Here is a 23138-nt window from a genome sequence, read left to right as displayed (position 1 = left end):
TCTACCGGCAAAATGAGATCGGCCCGCCGCGCTTGCAATCCAGGCGGGCCGAAGGACGTCAGGATGCCAGTTCGAGGACGTTGCGTGCGCGCTGCAGGGCTACTGCCGAGGCATAAATCAAGGACGCGTCCGCGGCCGAGGCGACCCGGATGTCCAAGGCCTTCGTGAATGATTCCGCCGCTGCCACCGGGTTCCCGGCAACGAAGTATGCCCGGCCCAAGTACTGGTGGACAACGGCTTCCCGGCCCGTGCCATGGACTTCGCCCAGCAACTGCCGGAACAGCTCCACAGCGCGGTCGCAACGGTTGGTGGCCCGGTGCAATTCGGCTTCGAAGATCCGCAGCTTGAACGATTCGGGATCGTTGTAGCGCGCCTCGGCCAGCAATTCGGCGGCTTCGCCGGGGTGGCCTTCAAGGATCAGGGCCATGATGCGGTCCGCGGGATCCTGCGAATCGGCCAGCGCCGACTGCATCGCCTCTTCATTGACGATGTGCGGCAAAAGGGTGTCCGGATTGGTTCGAACGCCCGGGAAGCCGCCTGTGGGCCAGTCGCTGACGCTGCTGAAGGTTTCGGTCGTCATGATGCAATCTCCTGGTAGGCAGCGAAGAGCAGCGATGTGTCCGGGACGTCGAGGATCCCGGGCTTGGCGATCCCGTCGAGGACGACGAAGCGCAGGAGGTCACCGCGGGACTTCTTATCGCGGCGCATGCCGTCGAGCAGGCCCTGCCAGCGATCCCGGCGATAGGTGATCGGCAGTCCCAGCCCTTCAAGAATCGAACGGTGGCGGTCGGCGTCGGCATCGGAAAGGCGGCCAACGCTGCGGGCGAGTTCAGCCGCGAACATCATGCCGACCGAGACGGCGGCGCCGTGGCGCCATGAGTAGCGCTCCACGAGTTCAATTGCGTGGCCGAGCGTGTGGCCGTAGTTCAGGATCTCCCGCAGTCCGGATTCCTTGAGGTCTTCGGAAACGACCTTCGCCTTGACCGCTATGGCGCGTTCGATGAGTTCCCGCAGGACCGCCGAACCAGGGTCGGCCACTTCCTCGGGCTTGTTTTCAACGAGGTCGAGAATGGCCGGATCGGCGATGAATCCGCACTTGATGACTTCGGCCATGCCCGAGATCAATTCGTTTTTGGGGAGCGTTTGCAGCGTGTCAAGATCCGCGAGGACGGCAGCGGGCGGATGGAAGGAACCGACCAGGTTCTTTCCCTCTGCGGTATTGATTCCGGTCTTGCCTCCGACAGATGCGTCCACCATACCGAGGAGGCTCGTGGGCATGTGGATGACTTTGACGCCACGCAGCCACGTGGCGGCCACGAACCCGGCCAGGTCCGTCACCGCACCGCCGCCGACTGCGACGATGGCGTCGGAACGGGTGAAGTCGTTCTGGCCAAGGACCTGCCAGCAGAAGGCGGCGACCTGGATATGCTTGCCTTCTTCGGCGTCGGGAATCTCGGCGGTGACGGCGGTGAACCCGGCCGTTTCCAGATCCGCCCGGACGGCGTCACCGGTGAGGCGCAAGGCGCGTGGGTGAACGACCAGGACGCGCCTGACGCGCTCCCCCAGCTTTTCCGGAAGGCCGCCGAGGAGACCGTGTCCTACTACGACGTCGTAGTTCTCGTTGGCGGACTGGCCGGTGACCTTGATGACAGTTGCGTCGTTGCTCATTTCTGAACTTCCTCCTTCAAGGCCGCGTGGTCACGCAGCCTTTCCTCCAGGTGGAGGGCGATTTCCGCCACGGTTCCGGACCGGACGTCGACGGTGATGTCCGCCAAACGTTCATAGACCGGTCGGCGGGCGGCAAACAGCGCCTCCCAGCGTGCCATGCCGTCGCCGGCCAGGAGCGGCCGGCCTGTGTTTCGTGCGATGCGTTCGGCAACGGTTGCCGAATCGCATTCCAGGTAGACGACCGTGCAGCCGGCCAGGATTTGTTGCGTACCGGAATCGAGTACCGCCCCGCCGCCGAGCGAAATGACCGCGCCACTCCCCGCGGCTTCCTCGACGACGCGGCCCACTGTCCGGGCTTCGATCTCGCGGAACGCATGCTCACCACGGCCGACGAAGATGTCAGCGATGGTGCCGTGGTTCTCAACGATGACGGCGTCGGTATCGACGAAAGGGACGCCCAGTTGTTGCGCGAGCTGGTGGCCGATGACCGACTTGCCGACGGCCATCGGACCAACCAAGGCGATAGGGGGTCCGAATCCGGTGCCGGTGATACCGTGGGTCACTCGTGGCCGACCGAGTCCAGGGTCGCCGGGATGTTGTCCAGGTAACCGCGAAGGTTCCGCGCTGTTTCGGCAACGGAGTCGCCGCCGAATTTCTCCGCTACGGCTTCGGCGAGCACGAGTGCGACCATGGCTTCGGCCACCACACCCGCGGCCGGGACGGCACAGACGTCGGAGCGTTGGTGATGGGCCTTCGCCGCCTCACCAGTGCTGACATCGATGGTCTTCAGGGCGCGCGGAACGGTGGCGATGGGCTTCATGGCCGCGCGTACGCGAAGAACCTCGCCGATGCTCATGCCGCCCTCGATGCCGCCGGCCCGGTTGGTCTTGCGGACAATCCTGCCGGTTTCGTCCTTGACGATTTCGTCGTGGGCGGCAGAACCCCTGCGGGCGGCCGTGAGGAAGCCGTCTCCGACCTCGACGCCCTTGATTGCCTGGATGCCCATGAGCGCAGCGGCCAAACGGGCATCGAGGCGACGGTCCCAATGGACATAGCTGCCGAGTCCCGGCGGAAGGCCGTAGGCAAGGACTTCGACAATGCCGCCAAGGGTTTCGCCTTCCTTGTGGGCCGCGTCAACCTCGGACACCATGGCGTTGGACGTTTCGCGGTCGAAGCACCGCAACGGATCGGCGTCAAGCGCGAGGACGTCGGACGGCACGGGAAGCGGGCGTCCTTCAGGTACCGTGACGCTCGCGATGGACACCGTGTGGCTCACGAGCTCGATGCCGAGCTGCTTCAGGAAACGAGCGGCGACCGTGCCCAAGGCGACGCGGGTTGCGGTCTCGCGGGCACTCGCGCGTTCGAGGACAGGACGTGCTTCCGGGAAACCGTACTTCTGCATGCCTGTAAAGTCCGCGTGGCCGGGCCGTGGCCGGGTCAAGGGAGCATTGCGGGCCTGGTCTGCGAGGATCTCCGGATCCACCGGGTCCGCGGACATGATCTGCTCCCATTTCGGCCATTCGGTGTTGCCGATCTGGATGGCGACGGGCCCACCCTGCGTGACTCCGTGACGGACTCCGCCCAGGATGGTCACTTCGTCTTGCTCGAACTTCATCCGGGCGCCGCGGCCGTAGCCTAGACGGCGGCGCGCCAAGGCGTCGCGGATTTCCTCGCTGGTGAGTTCCACGCCAGCGGGGACGCCTTCTACAATTCCGAGCAGTGCCGGTCCGTGGGATTCACCGGCAGTCAACCAACGCAACATATATCCAATCCTGCCATGTAAGGCCCCTAGTAGACCCGCCGGGGAAGCCCGACTGAGTCGCACATCACATCTATGACGTCAGCCCCGACGTCGGCGCCGGAGAACAAACGGATCTGTTCAACGGCTTGGTAAAGCAGCATTTCCAGCCCGGGAACAACGGTCCCGCCGCGTGCCTGCCACGCTTCCGCGATCCGGCTGGGCCAAGGATCATAGGCGACGTCGAGCAACACCCCGGTGCCGCCGTCGTGCCCTTGCTGGAATTCTTCGGCAATGCCGTCCGCGGCCCGCGGCGGAAGCGTTGAGATCACCAAGTCTGATGTCGCGATTCCCTTGGCGGCATCGGCAAGGGGCCGCAGGTCGAAGGAAAGCCCGACGGCGGCGGCCGCGGCCTTCGCTTCGAGGGCACGTCCGGCGTCGCGCACGTAGACGTCAACATGGCTTGCGCCCAACTCGCCCAGGGCCGCGATCGCTGCGGCGGATGTTCCGCCGCCACCGAGGATCGCGGAAACCGGGGTGTCACGCACACCGGCATTCCGCACGGCCTCGACAATGCCCGCGACGTCCGTGTTGTGGCCCACGCGCCGAACGCCCTGCGCGGTGTGCTCGAAGGCAACCGTGTTGATGACGCCGAGGTGCGCGCCGGCGCCGCGGACCTCGTCCACTTCCTCCACCATCGCCGTCTTGAGGGGCATGGTGACGGACAACCCGCACCAATTGTCCTCAACCTTGAGCCCCGCCATGAAGGCCGGCAGGCCCGCAACCGTCACGTCGATGGCCGAGTATTCGATGTCCAGCCCAAGCAGCCTGTAGGCAGCGCGGTGCAGGGCAGGTGATTTCGAGTGGCTGATCGGGTGCCCCAGGACGGCAGCACGTCTGCTCACACGCACCGTCCCGGGTTGGCCGCACACCAGGCGTTGTACTGGTCAACGTACTTGAGGTGCTCAGCCAACGTGCTGGAGAACTTCGTTTCCTTGGTGTCCAAGTTGATGGTCACCCAATACAGGTAGTTGTTCTGCGTCGGCTTCGCCGCAGCGTCAATGGCAGTCTTGCCGGGGGAACCGATCGGACCGACCGGCAAGCCGACGTTCGCGTAGGTGTTGTACGGATTGCTCTTGTCCGCCTTCTCGGCATCGGTCAGGTGGAGCGTCTTGGTACCCAGGCCGTAGGTGACAGTGGCATCCGACTGGATCAGGCCGGCGGTCTCCGTGTTGCCGGGCTTGAGCCGGTTGTAGATTGCCCCGGCGACGTTGCCATAATCGGCCTGTCCGCCTTCTGCCTGGACGATGCTCGCCACGGTGATGGTCTGGTATTGCTTGACCGGATCAGTGACGCCCTGCGCCTTCAATTCGTCGAGCGTCGACGAGACGAGCTTCTGGAGGATGTCCTTGCCCGATGTTCCGAGCGGGAAACGGTACTCGCCCGGTGCCAGGAAGCCTTCGAGGTTCTTCGCCTGGGACGGGACGCCGAATTGTGCCGGCGAATTGCTCAGTGCCGTGAGCTCGGAAACCGGTATGCCCGAACCTTGGGCTATGGCGTCCAAGGACTCACCGATGCGCAAGCCGGCACTGAGTGCGAAGTACATGACCTTCGAGGCGTCCTTGTTCAGGAGGATGTTAACGGCGTCGGAGTTCTTCATCTCGGTCTTGAAGGTGAAGTCGCCGGGCGAGAGTTCGCCGCCGGCAGCCGAGAACGCGGAAAGGAAGGAATCGGCGTTTGCCACCACATGCTGGGCTTGGAGCTGGTTCGCGACTGCCTTGGGGCCGGAGCCCGGAGCCACGGTCACGGTAACGGATCCGGTGCCGGGGCCCGGGTAGTCGGTTACTTTGTCCATCCCGAGCAGCGGCTTGAGGAACTGGGCACCGACGGTGACTGCGGCCACGAATACCGCGAGGGTCAGGAGGAGTGCGAGCAAACGACGGCGGCGGCGAACCTTTTTCGACGCTGCCTTGGGCACGGGGGTTGCTGCGGCCATGATGCTGTGGGGATCGTTCTCGTCATGGACTTCGTAGAACACGGGGTCCTGGTGTTGGGGATCCTGGTGTTCGGTAAATTCCTGCCCGAGGCCGTCGTCATGCGCAGGAAAATCGTGGAATTCGTCGCCGGGTACCGCTTCGAACGAGTGCAGCTCGTCGGCATGGATGGCGTCGGGATGGCTCGCTTCGTCGGGATGGACAGCAGCGAAGTGGGCCGTGGCTGGATGGGCCTCGTTGGGCGCCTGTAGCAAGTCTTCGTCGTGGACGGTTGCGGGGTGGATTTCGTCCGCAGCCCCTTCCACTGGGGCGGATGCCTCGGGGACAGGTTCAACCCGTGCGGCTTCAACCGGTCCGGGCTCTTCGGCAGCAGGCTCGGGAGCCCGCACCGGGGCTTGGGGGGCGGCGGCCGCATCCTGGTGCTCTTGCAACGGGGCTCCGGAGGCGCCGTGCGCGGCGTACTGCCTCGCGGGCTCCTCGGCAGCCGGCGCCTCAATGTGCACTGGCACCGGCGGAGGCAATACCTCTTGGTTCTGGGTCTCCAGGAATCGTTCCCTGGCACGGATTTCACGGCGTGTCAGAGGCTTGGTGCGCTCTTCCGATACGTCGTTGGAGGGGTCGTGGTTGACCGGGCTCACAATTGTCTTCCCCTCGTTGGAGAGTGTTGATCAATGCCGGAGGCGGGCAGTGGTGCGTTGGCACCGTCAGTGTGTTGGGGTGGCGTAGGCGCATGCACGCGCCGGCCCACATCTGCTCCTCTGGCTTTTTGCATGTCGATCGCGTGCTGAAGTATTCCGGCAGCGGCAACCTGATCCACCACTTTACGATGGGCCTTGCTGCTCATGCCAGCTTCGTGGAGGTTGCGGTGCGCCGTCACGGTGGTGAGCCGTTCGTCCACGAGGTTGATCGGCACGTCCATCCCGCGGCGCTGCAACTCCTCCGCCAAGAGCTCCGAATACTCGCTCGCCATGGCCGCGGACGACCGTTCTTCCCCCTTCATGGTGCGGGGAAGACCGACGAAAACCTGCACAGCCCCGAGTTCCTCCACTTGCCGGACAATGTACCCGACGTCGGAATTCTTCTTGGCATCCCGCGTGACGGTCTTGAACGGCGTCGCGAGGATTCCGTCGGGATCGCAGATTGCGAGACCCACACGGACGGTGCCGACGTCTACCCCCAGTTTTGTACCCCGGGGGTAGGCGCCGCTGCTCGTGAGATCCTCCAAGATCAGCGCTTGGCGATCGCGTCCACAACAGCCGCAAGGGCCGGTGCGATCTTCGCGGCGTCGGATCCGCCACCTTGGGCGACGTCGTCCTTGCCGCCGCCACCACCGCCGAGGACTCCGGCGGCCACGCGCACAAGCGCACCCGCCTTGACGCCTGCGTCACGGGCAGCTTCGTTTGTTGCCACGATAATCACCGGACGGTCGTTGCTCACGCCGGCAACTGCGACCGTTGACGCGTCCGAGCCAAGCCGGTTCCGCAGGTCCATGGCGAGGCTGCGGAGGTCGTCCGCTCCCCCGACCAGGCCGGCGTCGTGGGCCACTACACGGACCCCTGCAGCGTCCTGGGCGGTCGCCACGAGGTTTCCGGCAGCTGCGGCCAACTGTTCCTTCCGGAGGCGGTCAAGTTCCTTCTCAGTCGCCTTGAGCTTGGCCAAGGTGCTCGAGATCCGGTCTGCAAGCTGGCCCGACGGCACCTTGAGCATTTCCGTGAGCTCCGTGACGAGGGCGCGTTCGGCGGCCAGGTGACGGAAGGCGTCCAGGCCGACGAAGGCTTCCACACGGCGGTTTCCGGAGCCCACCGACTGCTCGCCGAGCAGGGAAAGGCTGCCGATCAAAGAAGTGTTGGCAACGTGCGTGCCGCCGCAGAGCTCGCGCGACCACGCGCCGTCGATCTCCACCACGCGAACTTCGCTGCCGTAGTTTTCACCGAACAGCGCCATGGCGCCAAGGGCTTTGGCTTCAGCCAGGCCCATAACCTTGGTGTCCACCTGGAAGTGGTTGCGGATGGCGATGTTGGAGACTTCTTCGATTTCGGACTTGGCGGCAGCGCTCAAGCCCTCGCCCCAGGCAAAGTCGAAACGCAGGTACCCGGCCTTGTTGAACGAGCCGCGCTGGGTGGCTTCGGGACCGAGGATCTGATGCAACGCTGCGTGCACGATGTGCGTGGCCGTGTGGGCTTGCTCGGCAGCGTGGCGGCGTTCGCGGTCGACGGCGGCGAGCACCAGGGCGTCCGAAGCGATCTCACCTTCGCGGACGATCGCCTTGTGGACGCTCAGTCCCTTGATGGGACGCTGGACATCCAGGACCTCGACGACGAAACCGTCACCCGTGATGAGGCCCGTGTCGGCAGACTGTCCGCCGGCCTCGGCGTAAAAAGGGGTCTCGTTGAGCACTAGCTCGATTTCATCGCCCGTGGACGCGTGCTGCACGCGGCGGCCTGCGCTGAGGAGTCCTCGAACGCGGGCTTCGCCTTCCAGTTCCGTGTAGCCCGTGAAGACGGTCTCGCCTTCCGCCAGGAGCTCCTGGAAGGCCGAGACGTCCGCGTGGCCGCCCTTCTTGGCCTTGGCATCGGCCTGGGCACGCTGGCGTTGCTCCTGCATCAGGCTGCGGAACTGGGCTTCGTCCACCGTCAATCCGGCTTCCTCGGCCATTTCGAGAGTGAGGTCGATCGGGAAACCATAGGTGTCGTGCAAAGTGAAGGCGTCTTCGCCGGAGAGGGGCTTGCCTGCCGCTTTGGAGAGCACCACGGCTTCTTCGAGGCGGGCAGTGCCCGACGCGATGGTGCGGAGGAAGGCCTTCTCTTCGGCGTACGCAATGCGGCTGATGCGGTCGAAATCGGTCTCGACCACCGGGTAGACGCCCTTCATGGCGTCGCGGGACGCAGGAAGGAGGTGCGGGAGGCACGCTTCTTCGACGCCAAGGAGCCGCATGGCGCGGACTGCGCGCCGGATGAGCCGGCGAAGAACGTAGCCGCGGCCTTCGTTCGACGGCGAGACGCCGTCCGAAATGAGCATGAGCGCCGAGCGGATGTGGTCGGCAACGATGCGCATGCGGACATCGTCCGTGTGGTGCGGATCGTCAGCTGTTTCGGCGGACGTGTATTCCTTGCCGGACAATTCCGATGCTTTGTCGATGACCGGCCGCACTTGGTCGGTCTCGTACATGTTTTCGACGCCCTGCAGGATCATCGCCAGGCGCTCCATGCCGAGGCCGGTGTCGATGTTCTTCTTGGGCAATTCACCGACGATGTCGAAATCGACCTTCGAACGGACGTTTTCGATCTGGTACTGCATGAACACCAGGTTCCAGATCTCGACGTAGCGGGTTTCATCCGCGATGGGGCCGCCTTCGGCACCGTAGGCCGGTCCGCGGTCGTAGTAGATCTCCGAGCACGGGCCGGCAGGACCCGGCTGGCCGGTGGACCAGTAGTTGTCGGACTTGCCCATTCGCTGGATGCGCGACGCCGGGATGGCGGTGTTCTTCAGCCACAATTCCTGGGCTTCGTCGTCTTCTTCATAGACCGTGACCCAGAGGCGTTCAACGTCCAGCCCGTAACCGCCGTCGTCGACGCTCTTGGTGAGCAGCTCGAAGGCGAACTTGATGGCGTCTTCCTTGAAGTAGTCGCCGAACGAGAAGTTTCCGCACATCTGGAAGAACGTGCCGTGGCGGGCGGTCTTTCCGACTTCCTCGATATCGCCGGTGCGGATGCACTTTTGGACGCTGGTGGCGCGGCTGAAGGCGGGCTCTTCGCGTGCGGTGAGGTACGGGATGAAGGGAACCATGCCGGCCACAGTGAAGAGCAGGGAAGGGTCGCTGGATACGAGCGACGCGGAGGGAACGGCGGTATGGCCCTTGCTGACAAAAAAGTCCACCCAGCGCTTGGTGATCTCCTGCGACTTCATTAGCTGATTACTTACCCTTCTCAATTCACTGCACATGAGTTCGTGCGCGGCACTGGCAGTTGCCGATGCCACAGCTTCTAATTCTGCCTTGTCCAAGCCCGCTTGGGCGAACCGCGGCCCCCGGCTCCGCGAATGGCCAAACCGGCGGGGCTAGTGGCTGCCGGGGCCGGCTTCCACTACGCCAAGCGCCGATCGGAGCTCGCCCTCGCGTTCCTGCATTCCGGCGCGGACGGCATCGGCGAAGTCGTAGATGCCGTCGGCAAGCCGACCGACTGCGCGGTTCAGGCCGTCAGGCCCGATGTTGGCTTGAGCCTCGGTGATCTTGCGGAAGGCGATGACCCCGATAGCCACGCCGATACCCATCCAGACGATTCTTTTCACGGTGTTCCTGACTACGGTGTTCCTGACTACGGTATTCCTGCGACGGTCCTGCTTGGGGTGTCGCTTGGATCAGCGGCTTCGGCGTCCGCTGCCGGGCTTGCGCCGACTGCCGAGTGCCGAACGCACCCCATAGCTGAATGCGGCCACTTTGATGAGCGGCGAGCCCACAGTTGCGGCGACCAGCGAGGACAGCGCCGAAATGTTCGCCGACGCGTCCGAGACGTTCGAAGCGATGCCGTCCACCTTCTTCAACTGCTGGTTGGTTGTTGACACAGTGGCAGTGACTTCATCCATGAGCGGCGTTGCGCCATCGCTCAAGGAACGGATGGACGTGCGGACTTCATCGAAGACGCGGCCAAGCTTGAGGATCGGCACGGCGAGCAGCAGCACAAGGAGCGCAAAAACTCCGGCTGCGATCAGTCCTGCAATATCGCCACCAGTCATGGGCACTCATCTCCTAGCGTTGTTGCGTTGCGGTGGTCCTGCCGTCCGGCTCCGCGCACCCGGCGCAGTGCGGCTCCCCCCAAGTACCTTACATACAAAGAAGCCCGCGGCGCGTGCCACGGGCTTCTTGTAGGCGCTCTGGAATTTAGCGAGCGTAGAATTCGACGACGAGCTGCTCTTCGCAGGTCACGGGGACCTCGGAGCGCTTCGGGCGGCGAACCAGGCGTGCCTGCAGGGCGTCAAGCTTGACGTCCAGGTAGGCGGGAACCTGGGGCAGGACATCGCGGTGCGCACCCGCTGCGGCGACCTGGAACGGAGCCATGGTCTCGCTGCGGCTGTGAACGTGGATGAGCTGGCCTTCTCCGACGCGGAACGACGGGCGGTCCACGCGGATGCCGTCAACCAGGATGTGGCGGTGCACAACCAGCTGGCGGGCCTGGGCGATCGTGCGGGCAAAGCCGGCACGCAGAACGAGGGCGTCGAGACGCATTTCGAGCTGCTCGATCAGGTTTTCACCGGTCAGGCCCTTGGTGCGACGCGCTTCTTCGAAGGCGCGGGTCATCTGGGCTTCGCGGATGCCGTACTGGGCGCGCAGACGCTGCTTCTCGCGCAGACGAACGGCGTAGTCGGAGTCCTGCTTCTTGCGGGCGCGACCGTGTTCACCGGGGCCGTACGGACGGCGCTCCATGTACTTGGCGGCCTTGGGAGTCAGAGCGATGCCGAGTGCACGCGAAAGGCGTGCGGTACGGCGAGCACGAGTGTTGTTAGCCACTTGTGTCCTTCCAATTACTGCGGTGTGTCAGTGTTACTGGCCTCCATGAGGGAGAGCATCGGCCAACCGCTGCCTTTTGCTACTGGGCGCAGGGCACAGCCCAACCCACGGGAAGTGTGATGGTTTGTGCGTCCGCGCCTTGCCAGACAAACATCCATCCTAGCACGGCGACTATTTGCCCCGGATGATCCGGCGCAACCGTTCAAGCCTCGGAGCGATGTCCCTTTCGGCGCCGTTGGCGGTGGGCACGTAATAGTCGCGGCCCACGAGGTCGTCCGGAGCATACTGCTGGGTTGCCACACCATGGGGAGCGTCATGGGCATACTTGTACCCCTTGCCGTGGCCGAGGCCTTTGGCGCCTTGGTAATGGGCATCCCGCAAGTGCGCGGGAATTCCCGTCCCCATCCCCGCACGCACATCGGCGATCGCCTGGTTGATGCCCATGTAGGCGGCATTCGACTTGGGGGCGGTCGCCAAATGGACAACGGCTTCGGCGAGGATGATCCGCCCCTCGGGCATACCGATCAGCTGAACCGCCTGCGCGGCGGCGACCGCAGTCTGCAGGGCGGTTGGGTCGGCCATGCCGATGTCTTCAGCGGCCGAGATGACGATGCGCCGCGCGACGAAGCGCGGGTCCTCGCCCGCTTCCAGCATGCGCGCCAAATAGTGCAACGCAGCATCGACATCCGAACCACGGATCGACTTGATGAACGCACTGGCGACGTCGTAATGCTGGTCGCCCGCCCGATCGTAGCGAACAGCGGCCGAATCCAACGCCCGCTCGGTGTGGCGGAGTTCGACGACGACCGGCGCGTCCGGGGCGCCGTCGCCGGCGAGGCCCTCCTCCTCGACTTCCCCGGCCGTGCCGCCGTCGTCGACCCGATCCCCGAACGCGACGCCGGCAGCAGCCTCAAGCGCCGTGAGGGCGCGGCGGGCGTCGCCACCGGACAACCGGACGAGGTGATCGAGGGCTTCCGGCGTAAGCTCCACTCCCCCGGCCAAACCGCGCACATCGGCGACGGCCCGCTGCAGGAGTCCCTCAATGTCCGAATCCGTCAGCGGCTTCAACGTCAGCAGCAAGGAACGCGAGAGCAAAGGCGACACCACGGAGAAGGACGGGTTTTCCGTCGTCGCCGCCACCAGGACTACCCACCGGTTCTCGACGCCCGGAAGGAGGGCATCCTGCTGGGCCTTGTTGAACCGGTGGATTTCATCCAGGAACAGCACGGTGGTGGTCCGGTACAAGTCGCGGGCGGTCAAGGCTTCGTCCATGACGCGCCTCACGTCCTTCACGCCCGCCGTGATGGCCGACAATTCGACAAACTTACGGCCGGTTCCCCGGGCAATGACATGCGCGAGGGTCGTCTTCCCTGTTCCCGGAGGCCCCCACAGAATGACTGAACTCGGTCCAGCGGGACCAGCCGCGTCCGCACCCGCCGCAAGCTGCCGCAACGGAGAGCCGTGGCCCAGCAAATGCTGCTGGCCCACCACGTCGTCAAGCGTCCGCGGCCGCATCCGGACCGCCAAGGGGCTCCGCTGCGAAGCCGCCCGCTTCGTCCCCGAATACACGTCGTCGGACCGCCCGAAATCCAGCGCGTCGTTGTCGGCGTCGTCGTCGCTGTCCGCGCCGGCACCAAAGAGATCTTCCACATGGATAGGCTACTCATGAATCCTCGGAAGGAGACATCACGTGGCGGCTCGGGCATCCGGCTCGAACGAAAGACAACAGCAACCGGCAGAACGGACTGCCTTCATCCCTGGCCCGCGATTGTGCGGCTGGTTGGAGCGTTTTGCCGCGAGCCACGGCGCGGTTCAGGAACACGCCGACGACGGCGCTGTGCACCTGCGCGCGGCCGACGGCGCTGTGCATCTGCGCGCGGCCGACGGCGCGACTGCCCTCCTGCGGGCGCCGTGGCCCGTCGACGGGCGGCCAGGCCGAGGCACTGACGCGATTGAACGATTGGCGTCGCTCGCATCGCAGGAAAGGCGCCTGGGAATCATCCTGGTGCGCCGCGGCGGTTACGCGGTGGGAATTGCCAGCGGAGGAGAACTCATCACGTCCAAGGTCGGCTCCAGATACGTGCAGTCACGGTCCTCGGCCGGCGGGTCATCCCAGCAGCGGTTTGCCCGGCGCCGCGAAAACCAGGCAAACGCCTTGACGGAGGCGGTGGCCGGCCATACGGCCGCGATCTTCGCCGGTAACGTTTTCGAATACCTCGTGCTGGGAGGCGACTCCGCCCTCGCAGGCACGGTCCTGGAATCGCCGGCTTTGAAGGATTACGCAACCCGGAAACAATTACCGTTCCTTGCCGTCGCGGATCCCACTGCAACCGTACTACGCAAGGCTGCAGCCGACGCGTGCTCCGTCCGGATCAAAATCACGGACCCGCCGCTGTAGTTTCCGCCGTTGGCGCTGAAACGTCAGCAGCCACTCAAACTGCGCCGGGGCCTCGCTTGCCGGTAAAGGTAACGGCCATGCTCTTCGAAACCCGCACCTTCATAAAGCGAACGGGCACCCGCGTTCGAGGCCATCACGAGCAGCCAGAATTCTTCCAGGCCCCGGTCCCTGCCCGCTGCCATGAGCGCGTCCAGAACCCGTCCGGCGTACCCGCGGCGCCGGCGCCAGGCGTGGGTGGCCATGCAATAGATGCCTCCCTTGCCGTCCACCATGGCGAGGCGTCCGACGGCGGCCGGGTCGCCGTCGTCGTCCCTCACCAGTGCGTACAACGACGGGCATCCCGTCAGGATCGAGCGGGCGACGTCGAGCTCCGCGTCCCCGCCCCGGCCGTCCACCGACCACCACAACCGGAGCCATTCCTCGGACGGTTCGTCACCGATCTCTATGGCAGTAGTCGGGGCGTCCGAATTTCCGTCCCCGAGTTTCGGCGACGGGTCCCGGGACACCATGATCAGAGTTTCTGACTGCCTCGTGAAGCCTTGAACGTCCAAAGCCGTGTTGAGCGCGGCGCTCCGGGAGCCCACGAAAACCTGGAAGATCAACGGCAGCCGCCGGGAGCGGTACCATTCCGTCGCCATACGCAAGGCGGCTCCGTGGTCCTCAACGGATTCCCGGGGCCACACCGAATTCGCCCGCTGGGTAACGCCTCGGGCCGCCCGGAGGACCCAGCCCCCGCTGTCCTCACGCTCGGGAGCCGGCCATGCCCGGTCCATCAATTCTTCGATATCCATCGGCTCCTCGATATCAATCCGTTCAACCCCAAGGACGCGTGAGGCCTCCGCTATTGCGGAGGCCTCACGATTTAGGGTCCTGCTTTAGCCGGCTTTGGGCGCCGACGCCTGCGGCTTGGCCTCAGGCTTGAAATCGACGCCGGCTTCCTTGCGCTGCTGCGGCGTAATGGGCGCCGGGGCGGCGGTCAACGGGTCAAAGCCACCACCGGACTTCGGGAAGGCGATGACGTCGCGGATCGAGTCGACGCCCGCCAAGAGGGACACTACGCGGTCCCAGCCGAGCGCGATGCCGCCATGGGGAGGGGCGCCATACTTGAAGCCTTCGAGGAGGAAGCCGAACTTCGTTTCCGCATCCTGCTTGTCAAGGCCCATGAGCTCGAAAACGCGTTCCTGGACGTCCCGCTCGTGGATACGGATCGAACCGCCGCCGATCTCGTTGCCGTTGCACACGATGTCGTAGGCGTAGGACAGCGCGGATTCCGGGTCCTTGTCGAAGGTGTCCAGGAACTCCGGCTTCGGCGAAGTGAAAGCATGGTGCACGGCCGTCCACTGGCCCGCGCCCACGGCGACGTCGCCGGAAGCGACCGCGGCAGCGGCGGGCTCGAACATCGGTGCGTCAACGATCCAGACGAACGCCCAGTCCTTGGGATCGATCAGTCCGGTGCGGTGGCCGATTTCCACGCGGGCTGCCCCGAGGAGAGCGCGGGAAGCTGTCTTCTCGCCGGCGGCGAAGAAGATGCAGTCGCCGGGCTTCGCGCCGACGGCATCGGCCAGTCCTTCACGCTCGGCGTCGGTCAGGTTCTTGGCAACCGGTCCGGCAAGCTCGCCGTCTTCCTTGAAGAGCACGTAGGCCAGGCCCTTGGCGCCGCGCTGCTTCGCCCATTCCTGCCAGGCGTCCAGCGCACGGCGGGCCTGGGAAGCGCCGCCCGGCATGACGACGGCGCCGACGTACGGTGCCTTGAAGACGCCGAAGTTCGTGTCCTTGAAGAACTCGGTCAGTTCAGTAAGCTCGAGGCCGAAGCGCAGGTCCGGCTTGTCCGAGCCGTACTTGGCCATCGCGTCAAGGTAGGTCATGCGGCGGATAGGCGTCGGGATTTCGACGTCGATCAGCTGCCAAAGCGCCTTGACGATGGCCTCGCCCAGCTCAATGATGTCGTCCTGGTCGACGAAGCTCGCCTCGATGTCCAACTGCGTGAACTCCGGCTGGCGGTCGGCACGGAAATCCTCGTCGCGGTAGCAGCGGGCGATCTGGTAGTACTTCTCGAAGCCGCCCACCTGTAGCAACTGTTTGAAAAGTTGCGGGGACTGCGGCAGCGCGTACCAGGAACCCGGCGCCAAACGCGCCGGGACCAGGAAGTCGCGGGCGCCTTCCGGCGTCGAACGGGTCAGGGTCGGCGTTTCGATCTCGATGTAGCCGCGCTGGTGCAGCAGTTCCCGGGCGATCCGGTTGGCTTCAGAGCGCAAGCGGAGGTTCCTGGCAGGGCCGGGACGGCGGAGGTCAAGGTAACGGTGCTTGAGGCGGGCTTCTTCGCCGACTTCGACGTGCTCGTCAATCTGGAACGGCAACGGCTCGGAAGTGTTGAGGACAACAACCTTCTCCGCGATGACCTCGATCTCGCCCGTAGCGAGATGCGGGTTCTCATTGCCTTCGGGACGCTGGTTGACGGTGCCTACGATCTGGAGGACGTACTCGTTGCGCAGGCCGTGGAAGACCTCTTCCTCGCGGACGACCACCTGGGCGACGCCGGACGCATCACGCAGGTCAACGAAGGCCACTCCGCCGTGATCGCGGCGGCGGGCTACCCAGCCTGCCAGGGTGACGGTCTGTCCAATGTGTTCGGAACGCAAGGATCCGAGGTCATGTGTGCGCAGCACAGCATTCCTTTCAACATGATTTTCAGCGGATCGTTGCAACGCGATCCCGTTCGAGTTTACCCGCAGGGGTGAACGGCCGCCGCCAAGTCCGTGGCTCCGTCCCTTGGCTCGTGGTGCCTAAGCAGTGGTGATACGGACGTGGAGGTCCTCGGCCGGCGGTTCCCAACTGGCCGGATCCGCATCCACTTGCTCTCCGGTGCGGATGTCCTTGACCTGGTGCTTGCCGTCGTCGTCCGTGAACCAGACAAAGGGGATGCCTCGGCGGTCGGCGAACTTGATCTGCTTGCCGAACTTCTCAGCCTTCGCCGCAACCTCCGTGGCAATGCCCCGCCCACGCAACTGGGCCGCGACGTCCTGCGCGGCTGACCAGCTGTCATCGTGGTTCAACGCCACAAGTACCGCAGTGGGTACCGAGCGTGACGCCGTCGCGAACTCCTGGCTGAGGATGCGGGAGACCAAGCGGGTCACACCGATCGACAGACCGACGCCGGGGAACTTGCGGTTGCCCTTGCTGGCGAGGGCGTCGTAGCGTCCGCCCGAACAAATCGAGCCAAGCTGCTCGTGTCCCACAAGAACGGTTTCGACGACGGTGCCCGTGTAATAATCCAGGCCGCGGGCGATGCTGAGGTCGGCAAGCACCTTGCCGGGAGCACGCTGCACGGCGGCCTCGATAACCTGTTCGAGTTCGTTGAGTCCTTCCTCGAGCAAATCATCCTTCACGCCAAGGGCGCGGACCTGTTCCACGAAAGACGTGTCCTCCGAGCGGATGGCAGCGAGCTGCAGTGCAAGTGATGCTTGTTCGTCCGACGCTCCGAGTTCACTCTTGAGTAGCTCGGCGACCTTCTCAGGGCCGATCTTCTCGAGCTTGTCGATGCTGCGCAGGACTCCGGGAGTGTCCGTGAGGCCGATGCCACGGTAGAAGCCTTCGGCCAGCTTGCGGTTGTTGATGCGCAAGCGGAAGTCCGGGATGGGAAGGGCGCTAAGTGCCTCGGCGATGACGAGGGCGATTTCAACGTCGTAGCGGAACGGCAATTCGCCGTCGCCCACGACGTCGATGTCAGCCTGGGTGAACTCGCGGGCGCGTCCTTCCTGCGGACGCTCCCCCCGCCAGACCTTTTGGATCTGGTAACGGCGGAAGGGGAAGGCGAGGTATCCCGCGTTTTCCACGACGTAGCGCGCGAAGGGCACGGTGAGGTCGAAGTGGAGGGCCAAGGCATTGGGATCGCCCTTGTCGGACTTCCCACCCTCGCCGCCGGAAGCGTCGTCGTCTTCCTGCAGGCGGCTCAGTCCGTAGACCTCTTTATCGATCTCGCCCTTGCGGAGAAGCTGGCCTACCGTTTCGACGGCCCTGGTCTCGATCGACGCGAATCCGTGCAGCTCGAACGTCTTGCGCAAGGTGTCAAGCACATGCAGTTCCACCAACCGCTCCTGGGGAAGCCACTCGGGGAATCCGGACAGGGAGGCGGTACGAGCCATGGTGGAATGTTCTCCTCAACGATTGCTTGCTTTGGCCGCCGCCACGATCCACGCCATTCAGGCGCGGGATAAGGCGGGCGTCCAGCCAGTCATGCATAAACTATGTGCGGCAGTCAGTTTATGCTTTCGGTCGCCTGCACATCCAATGCGGCCGCTGGCTTTGGACCGGTTGCGATGGAACATGTCCAGACAACCAGGAGGACTCTTGGCTACAAGGCCGCGGGAGAACCGTGAAGCCAAACGGCGCATCAAGCAAATGCAAGCCAAACGGGAGCTTCGGCAAGCCCAGGGCAAGCGGCGCCGCCGGGACAACATCATCGCCATCGGCGCCGGGGCCGCTGCGGTGATTGTCGCCGTCGTCCTCCAACTCACGGTCTTCAACTCGAACCCGAGCGAATCGGACTACGCCGCCGCGCAGGCCGGCCTGAGTTCGCCGTCGGCTTCGGCGTCACCGTCCGCCACAGCCGCTCCCTCCGCGAACAGCGCCGGCATACCCAACGCGAATACCGCTGCGGGAAAGACCTTCACCGGCGCGCTGAGCCTCAACGGCGGGCAAGTGGGCGTCGAAATTGACGGCACCACGGCGCCGCAGGCGGCGGCTGTATTCAAGTCGCTGACCGATGCGGACTACTACAAAGGGCTCACATGCCCCCGGCTGACCACCGCCGACAACTTCTCCGTCCTGCAGTGCGGCGCGAAGGGCGCGGACACCACGGACGATCCCAACTTCCACTGGGGTCCCCTGGAAAACACCCCGCCTGACAACAAGTACCCCGCCGGCACCATCGCCGTCGCGAGGACGAGCGGCAACGCGTACGGAAACGGGCACCAATTCTTCATCGTGTACAAGGACACCGTCATCCCCGCGGACTCCGCCGGCGGATACACGATTGTCGGCAAGGTGACGAGCGGCATGGATGTCATTAACAAAATCGCCCAAGCGGGCAACAATCCCGGCTCGAGCGCAACTGACGGCTCCCCTGTGGCACCTGTCACGATAGACTCGTTTTCTCTGAAGTAAACAGCCCGGATCCCGGTTCGCGGCGTTACCTTAGTAATCCCTCCAAGCGAAAGACTTTTAGCGGTGACAGACAGTCAGAAATCCGACGAAACTGCAGTAGTGGCCAAGGACGAAGAAATCCAGGCACCCGAAACCGGTGTTGAGGCGCCCGCCGCGGCGGACGACGCCGTCGAGCCTGCCCCGAATCCTGCTTCCACGGCGCCACGCCCGTCCCCCGCGGCCTTCGCCGCGCGGCCTAAGCCCGCCGCCAGTGTGATTCCGGCGGCACCGGCACCACAGCCTACGGCGGTGTCGCTCGCTGAGGCGTCGAAATGGGGGCGCGCCGAAGGTGACGGCCACGTCTTCCTGACCATCGACGGCGAAGAGCAGCCTGTGGGACAGTACCCCGGTGTCAGCACCGACGAGGCCTTGGCGTACTTCGCGAGGAAGTACGACGACGTCGTTGCGCAAATCGTCCTGATGGAACACCGTGTGGAGTCCAAGGCCCCCGCCACGGACATGCAGAAGACTGTCGACCACCTGCGGGAGCAGTTGGCTGAGCGCAACATGGTAGGTGACATCCGCGGCGCGGAAGCCCGGCTGGATACGCTGGCCGGACAGATTTCCGAGCTGGAAAAATCGGAGAAGGCCGCGCACGACGCCGCTCGCTCGTCAGAACTCGCCGCACGTGAGGCGATCGTCGCCGAGGCCGAGTCGATCGCCTCCCAGGACCCCGCCCAGGTCCAGTGGAAGACCTCCAGTGCCCGGATGAATGAACTGTTCGAAAGCTGGAAGGCCGCCCAGAAGAACGGCATCCGCCTCGGGCGCAGCAATGAGGACGCCCTGTGGAAGCGGTTCCGTTCGGCCCGCACGGTATTCGACCGCCACCGCCGCGCATACTTCTCCCAGCTGGACAGCACCAATTCCGCTGCCAAGGTCGCCAAGGAACAGCTCATCGCCGAAGCCGAAGCCCTTTCCAGTTCAACGGACTGGGGTTTTGCCGCCGGCGAATACCGTCGGCTCATGGACCAGTGGAAGGCGACGCCGCGGGCCAGCCGCAAGGACGACGACGCCCTCTGGCTGCGTTTCCGGGCCGCCCAGGACGTGTTCTTCAACAATCGCCAGGCCGCCAACGATGAAATCGACCAGCAGTACACGGCCAACCTTGCCGTGAAGGAAGAGCTGATTGCCGAGGCCCAGGCCCTCCTGCCGATTGCGGACCTCGCGGGAGCAAAGAAAGCCTTGCAGTCAATCCGCGACCGCTGGGAAGAGGCCGGAAAGGTGCCTCGCGCCGACATGGGGCGGATCGAAGCCGGGCTTCGCAAGGTCGAAGACGCCGTCCGCGAGGCCGAAGAAGACAAGTGGCGGCGGAGCAACCCCGAGACGAAGGCACGCACCAACAGCGCGCTTTCGCAGTTGGAAACAGCCATCGCCGGCTTGAAGGAGGACCTTGAAAAGGCGGAGAAGGCTGGAGACCAGCGCCGCATCAAGGATGCCCGCGAGGCCCTTGAAGCCCGCCAAGCCTGGCTCGACCAGATCCAGCGCTCTGCCAGCGACCTCGCCTAGTTAGAGTCCAAGGCTTATCTGCGGACAGGCCCCGTAGCGGTTATCCACATAACGGCTACGGGGCCTGTTCTCTTTTTGGCGGCCACGCGATGATTGCTGAATGGCCTCCGCATTCCCTCTCGCGCGACAACACGACGTCCGGACCCACGAACTGTACGCACCCGGCGCGCTTTTCACCTGGGCTGAGCTTCAGTCGATGGCTGCCGACGGCGTGCTGCAACCGCTCCATGGGAAGAGCTACGTTCCTTCGTGGCCGGCGATCACTCCACGTCTTCGGGCCCGTGCGGCTGCTCTGCTCGTCCCGGACCGCATCCGAACGAAAGTAATCGCCGGACGCATGACGGCTGCCTGGATTTACGGTTGTGCCGAAGCTCCGGAACGGCTCTCGCTCCTCGTGGACGCCAAGCACCGCATATCGAGCCTCCGCTCCACCAGAGATTGCATTTTGCACGAAGTCCGTTTGGGCCAGATGGACGTGGTCAGCATTGGCGGATTGCTCGTCACAAGCCCCCTCCGCACGGCAGTGGACGTGGCGCTGCATGTCGAGCCGGACAGGGCCCTGCCCGCGCTGAAGTCCATCCTGTCAATGGAGGACCTCGGCGTCCGCCTTCGGCTTGTTACCCTCGCCGTCGAAGCTTCTCCCCGGGTTCCCTTCAAGAAAGCGGCGCTACGGAAGCTCGCTGCCTTGGCACGTGTTGTTGAGACCGCCGCATGACGCTTAGGCTCGCGTACTCAACTTCGTCGGCGGTTGCCCGTGGTCCGGTAGACATCGAAGACGCCGTCGATCCTACGCACGGCGCTAAGCACATGGTGCAGGTACTTCGGGTCGCCCATCTCGAAAGCGAAGCGGGAGATCGCCACCCGGTCGCTCGAGGTGTGCACGGACGCGGCAAGGATGTTGACGTGGTTTTCCGAAAGGACACGCGTGACATCCGAGAGCAGGGACTTCCTGTCCAACGCCTCCACCTGGATCTCCACCAAGAAGACGCTGGATTGCGTAGGAGCCCATTCAACTTCCACAATGCGATCGGGCTGGTCCCGGAGACCGGCGACGTTCGTACAGTCCGTGCGGTGTACCGAAACGCCGGATCCTCGCGTGACGAAACCGAGGATGGGGTCCGGGGGCACCGGCGTACAACAACGGGCCAGCTTCACCCAGACGTCTCCGACCCCGCGGACAATGACGCCGGAATCCGAGTAGCGTGCCTTCTGGACCTGCGAGGGAATGCTGACTTCGTCCAGGTCCTCGTCGGGAGTTTCGTGGCCGCCCAGGTGCTCCATGAGCTTTTCCATGACGGACTGGGCCGACGTATGCCCATCCCCTACCCCGGCGTAGAGACCGGATATGTCAACGTAGTGGAACTCCTCCGCGACGGCGGACAAAGCGTCGTGCGTCATGAGGCGCTGCAATGGGAGGTTTTGCTTGCGCATCGCGCGGGTCAACTGGTCCTTGCCCCGGTCGATCGCTTCTTCGCGCCGTTCCTTGCTGAACCACTGACGGATCTTGTTCCGCGCGCGGGCACTCTTGACGAAGTGCTGCCAGTCCTGGCTCGGGCCGGCACCTTCGGCTTTGGAGGTGAAGATCTCCACCCAGTCGCCGTGGTTGAGCTCACTGTTGAGCGGCACCAATTTGCCGTTGACGCGCGCACCGATGGTGCGGTGGCCAACTTCAGTATGGACGGCATATGCGAAGTCCACGGGAGTGGACCCCGCGGGGAGGGCCATGACTTCGCCCTTCGGGGTGAAGACGAAGACTTCCCGGGCGTTGATCTCGAAGCGGAGCGAATCGAGGAACTCGCCCGGATCAGAGGTTTCCTGCTGCCAGTCCACCAAGGAACGCAGCCAGCCCATGTCGCCGTCCTTGGGGCTTCCCGGCCCGACTGCGGTTCGGTTTGGCTGGTCTTTGTACTTCCAGTGGGCGGCTACACCGTACTCCGCGCGGCGGTGCATCTCGTGCGTCCGGATCTGGATCTCCACCGGCTTTCCGCCAGGGCCGATGACCGTGGTGTGCAAGGACTGGTACATGTTGAACTTCGGCATGGCGATGTAGTCCTTGAACCGTCCTGGCAAGGGGTTCCACCGCGAGTGGAGTGTTCCAAGGGCCGCGTAACAGTCACGAACGGTATCCACGAGGACACGCACGCCCATGAGGTCGTTGATGTCGTCAAAGTCCTTATCCCTGACGATCATCTTCTGGTAGATCGAGTAATAGTGCTTGGGGCGTCCGGTGATGGTCGATTTAATCCGGGCGGCCCGGAGGTCCTCGGCGATCTGGTTACGGATAACGCTGAGGCTCTTTTCGCGTTCGGGGGTACGGTCCCCCACCATCCGCACAATTTCTTCGTACACCTTGGGGTACAAGGCGGCAAACGAGAGATCCTCGAGCTCCCACTTGATGGTGTTCATCCCAAGGCGGTGCGCCAGCGGCGCAAAGATCTCAAGGGTTTCACGTGCTTTACGGGACGACGACTCCGCCGAAACGAACCGCCACGTGCGCGCATTATGCAAGCGGTCAGCAAGCTTGATCATAAGGACACGGATGTCCTTGGCCATGGCCACAACCATCTTGCGCACGGTCTCCGACTGGGCGGCCTCTCCGAACTGCACCTTGTCCAACTTGGTCACGCCATCCACGAGCATCGCTACCTCGGGGCCGAAGTCCCGGGTCAGGTCCGCAAGGGTGTAGGGGGTGTCTTCAACAGTGTCGTGGAGCAGGGCCGCGGCCAGGGTGGTGCCCGTCAGGCCGAGCTCGGCCAGGATCGTGGCCACCGCCACAGGGTGCGTGATGTAGGGGTCGCCGCTCTTGCGCTTCTGTCCTTGGTGGCTGCGCTCAGCAACGGTGAACGCCCGCTGGATGAGGTCGAGGTCTTCTTTGGGGTTGTTCGCGCGGACGGTCCGAAGGAGGGGTTCGAGGATTGGAGAGTAAGTGCTGATCCCGCGGCCTGTGAGCTTCGCCAACCGGGAGCGTGTCCGTTCACGCCTCCCTGGGAAGGTGGGACGCGCGCCCGGGCTGTCCACGGGCACTCCGCCCGCGGTGCTGCCCATGGCTGTAGATGGCGTGCTCGTCACGCGGCCGAAACCGCCTTCGCCACCCGCCGGCGGCGCCGACGTCGTACGTTCCTCCACAAG

At 64.4% G+C, this 23138-nt stretch carries 20 protein-coding genes; 4 read left to right on the top strand and 16 right to left on the bottom strand.

The window, feature by feature from the left end; translation table 11 throughout:
• Window positions 1-58: 58 nt before the first annotated feature.
• The 12 genes from ABCW42_RS10430 to ABCW42_RS10375 all read right to left on the bottom strand — a co-directional run bounded on the left by ABCW42_RS10430 (window position 59) and on the right by ABCW42_RS10375 (window position 12553).
• Window positions 59-580, bottom strand: a complete 522-nt coding sequence (locus ABCW42_RS10430; RefSeq protein WP_423181192.1) for a tetratricopeptide repeat protein — start codon at window positions 578-580, stop codon at window positions 59-61.
• Window positions 577-1668, bottom strand: coding sequence for a 3-dehydroquinate synthase (gene aroB / locus ABCW42_RS10425; protein WP_423181191.1), 1092 nt, complete (start codon window positions 1666-1668; stop codon window positions 577-579). Before aroB ends, ABCW42_RS10430 begins: the two co-directional genes overlap by 4 nt.
• Window positions 1665-2174 (bottom strand): shikimate kinase, encoded by a 510-nt coding sequence (locus ABCW42_RS10420; protein ID WP_423184862.1) that lies wholly within the window; start codon window positions 2172-2174, stop codon window positions 1665-1667. The genes aroB and ABCW42_RS10420 overlap by 4 nt, the downstream gene beginning before the upstream one ends.
• Before the next feature lie 53 nt (window positions 2175-2227).
• Window positions 2228-3430, bottom strand: coding sequence for a chorismate synthase (aroC, locus tag ABCW42_RS10415; protein ID WP_423181190.1), 1203 nt, complete (start codon window positions 3428-3430; stop codon window positions 2228-2230).
• A gap of 26 nt (window positions 3431-3456) precedes the next feature.
• Complete coding sequence (locus tag ABCW42_RS10410; protein WP_423181189.1) at window positions 3457-4311, bottom strand: shikimate dehydrogenase; 855 nt, start codon at window positions 4309-4311, stop codon at window positions 3457-3459.
• Window positions 4308-6038: an endolytic transglycosylase MltG gene (gene mltG, locus ABCW42_RS10405; RefSeq protein WP_423181188.1), complete on the bottom strand. Its 1731-nt coding sequence runs from the start codon at window positions 6036-6038 to the stop codon at window positions 4308-4310. Before mltG ends, ABCW42_RS10410 begins: the two co-directional genes overlap by 4 nt.
• A complete protein-coding gene (ruvX, locus tag ABCW42_RS10400; protein WP_423181187.1) occupies window positions 6035-6625 on the bottom strand; it encodes a Holliday junction resolvase RuvX in 591 nt (196 codons plus the stop codon). Before ruvX ends, mltG begins: the two co-directional genes overlap by 4 nt.
• Before the next feature lie 2 nt (window positions 6626-6627).
• On the bottom strand, window positions 6628-9306 hold the full coding sequence (gene alaS, locus ABCW42_RS10395; RefSeq protein ID WP_423184757.1) for an alanine--tRNA ligase: 2679 nt from the start codon (window positions 9304-9306) through the stop codon (window positions 6628-6630).
• A gap of 150 nt (window positions 9307-9456) precedes the next feature.
• Window positions 9457-9669 (bottom strand): hypothetical protein, encoded by a 213-nt coding sequence (locus ABCW42_RS10390; RefSeq protein ID WP_133204313.1) that lies wholly within the window; start codon window positions 9667-9669, stop codon window positions 9457-9459.
• Between the two features lie 87 nt (window positions 9670-9756).
• Entirely contained in the window at window positions 9757-10131 is a 375-nt protein-coding gene (locus ABCW42_RS10385) for a DUF948 domain-containing protein (RefSeq protein WP_423184756.1), read from the bottom strand.
• 145 nt (window positions 10132-10276) lie between these two features.
• The gene (gene rpsD / locus ABCW42_RS10380; RefSeq protein WP_133204218.1) at window positions 10277-10903 is read right to left on the bottom strand and encodes a 30S ribosomal protein S4; all 627 of its coding nucleotides are present in this window, start codon (window positions 10901-10903) and stop codon (window positions 10277-10279) included.
• Between the two features lie 171 nt (window positions 10904-11074).
• Window positions 11075-12553: a replication-associated recombination protein A gene (locus ABCW42_RS10375; protein WP_423184755.1), complete on the bottom strand. Its 1479-nt coding sequence runs from the start codon at window positions 12551-12553 to the stop codon at window positions 11075-11077.
• 40 nt (window positions 12554-12593) lie between these two features.
• Between ABCW42_RS10375 and ABCW42_RS10370 the strand changes: the two genes are divergently transcribed.
• Window positions 12594-13301: an acVLRF1 family peptidyl-tRNA hydrolase gene (locus ABCW42_RS10370; RefSeq protein ID WP_423184754.1), complete on the top strand. Its 708-nt coding sequence runs from the start codon at window positions 12594-12596 to the stop codon at window positions 13299-13301.
• A gap of 23 nt (window positions 13302-13324) precedes the next feature.
• Here ABCW42_RS10370 and ABCW42_RS10365 read toward each other — a convergent pair whose 3' ends face one another.
• The 3 genes from ABCW42_RS10365 to hisS all read right to left on the bottom strand — a co-directional run bounded on the left by ABCW42_RS10365 (window position 13325) and on the right by hisS (window position 17443).
• Entirely contained in the window at window positions 13325-14092 is a 768-nt protein-coding gene (locus ABCW42_RS10365; RefSeq protein ID WP_423184753.1) for a GNAT family N-acetyltransferase, read from the bottom strand.
• An 84-nt stretch (window positions 14093-14176) separates the two neighbouring features.
• The gene (aspS, locus tag ABCW42_RS10360; protein ID WP_423184752.1) at window positions 14177-15967 is read right to left on the bottom strand and encodes an aspartate--tRNA ligase; all 1791 of its coding nucleotides are present in this window, start codon (window positions 15965-15967) and stop codon (window positions 14177-14179) included.
• Window positions 15968-16084: 117 nt separating this feature from the next.
• Window positions 16085-17443: a histidine--tRNA ligase gene (gene hisS / locus ABCW42_RS10355; RefSeq protein WP_423184751.1), complete on the bottom strand. Its 1359-nt coding sequence runs from the start codon at window positions 17441-17443 to the stop codon at window positions 16085-16087.
• A 205-nt stretch (window positions 17444-17648) separates the two neighbouring features.
• Here hisS and ABCW42_RS10350 point away from each other — a divergent pair, with 205 nt between their 5' ends.
• From ABCW42_RS10350 to ABCW42_RS10340, 3 genes are all read left to right on the top strand, one after another.
• Complete coding sequence (locus ABCW42_RS10350) at window positions 17649-18464, top strand: peptidylprolyl isomerase (RefSeq protein WP_423184750.1); 816 nt, start codon at window positions 17649-17651, stop codon at window positions 18462-18464.
• Window positions 18465-18527: 63 nt separating this feature from the next.
• Window positions 18528-20009, top strand: coding sequence for a DUF349 domain-containing protein (locus ABCW42_RS10345; protein ID WP_423184749.1), 1482 nt, complete (start codon window positions 18528-18530; stop codon window positions 20007-20009).
• 100 nt (window positions 20010-20109) lie between these two features.
• Window positions 20110-20724 carry a hypothetical protein gene (locus ABCW42_RS10340; RefSeq protein ID WP_423184748.1) on the top strand — a complete coding sequence of 205 codons (615 nt, stop codon included), beginning with the start codon at window positions 20110-20112 and terminating at the stop codon, window positions 20722-20724.
• Between the two features lie 17 nt (window positions 20725-20741).
• Here ABCW42_RS10340 and ABCW42_RS10335 read toward each other — a convergent pair whose 3' ends face one another.
• Entirely contained in the window at window positions 20742-23135 is a 2394-nt protein-coding gene (locus ABCW42_RS10335) for a RelA/SpoT family protein (protein WP_423184861.1), read from the bottom strand.
• Window positions 23136-23138 lie beyond the last annotated feature (3 nt).

The sequence above is a fragment of the Arthrobacter sp. NyZ413 genome, from assembly GCF_049390645.1.
Classification (GTDB): domain Bacteria; phylum Actinomycetota; class Actinomycetes; order Actinomycetales; family Micrococcaceae; genus Arthrobacter.
This window is presented reverse-complemented; position numbering and strand designations above follow the sequence as displayed.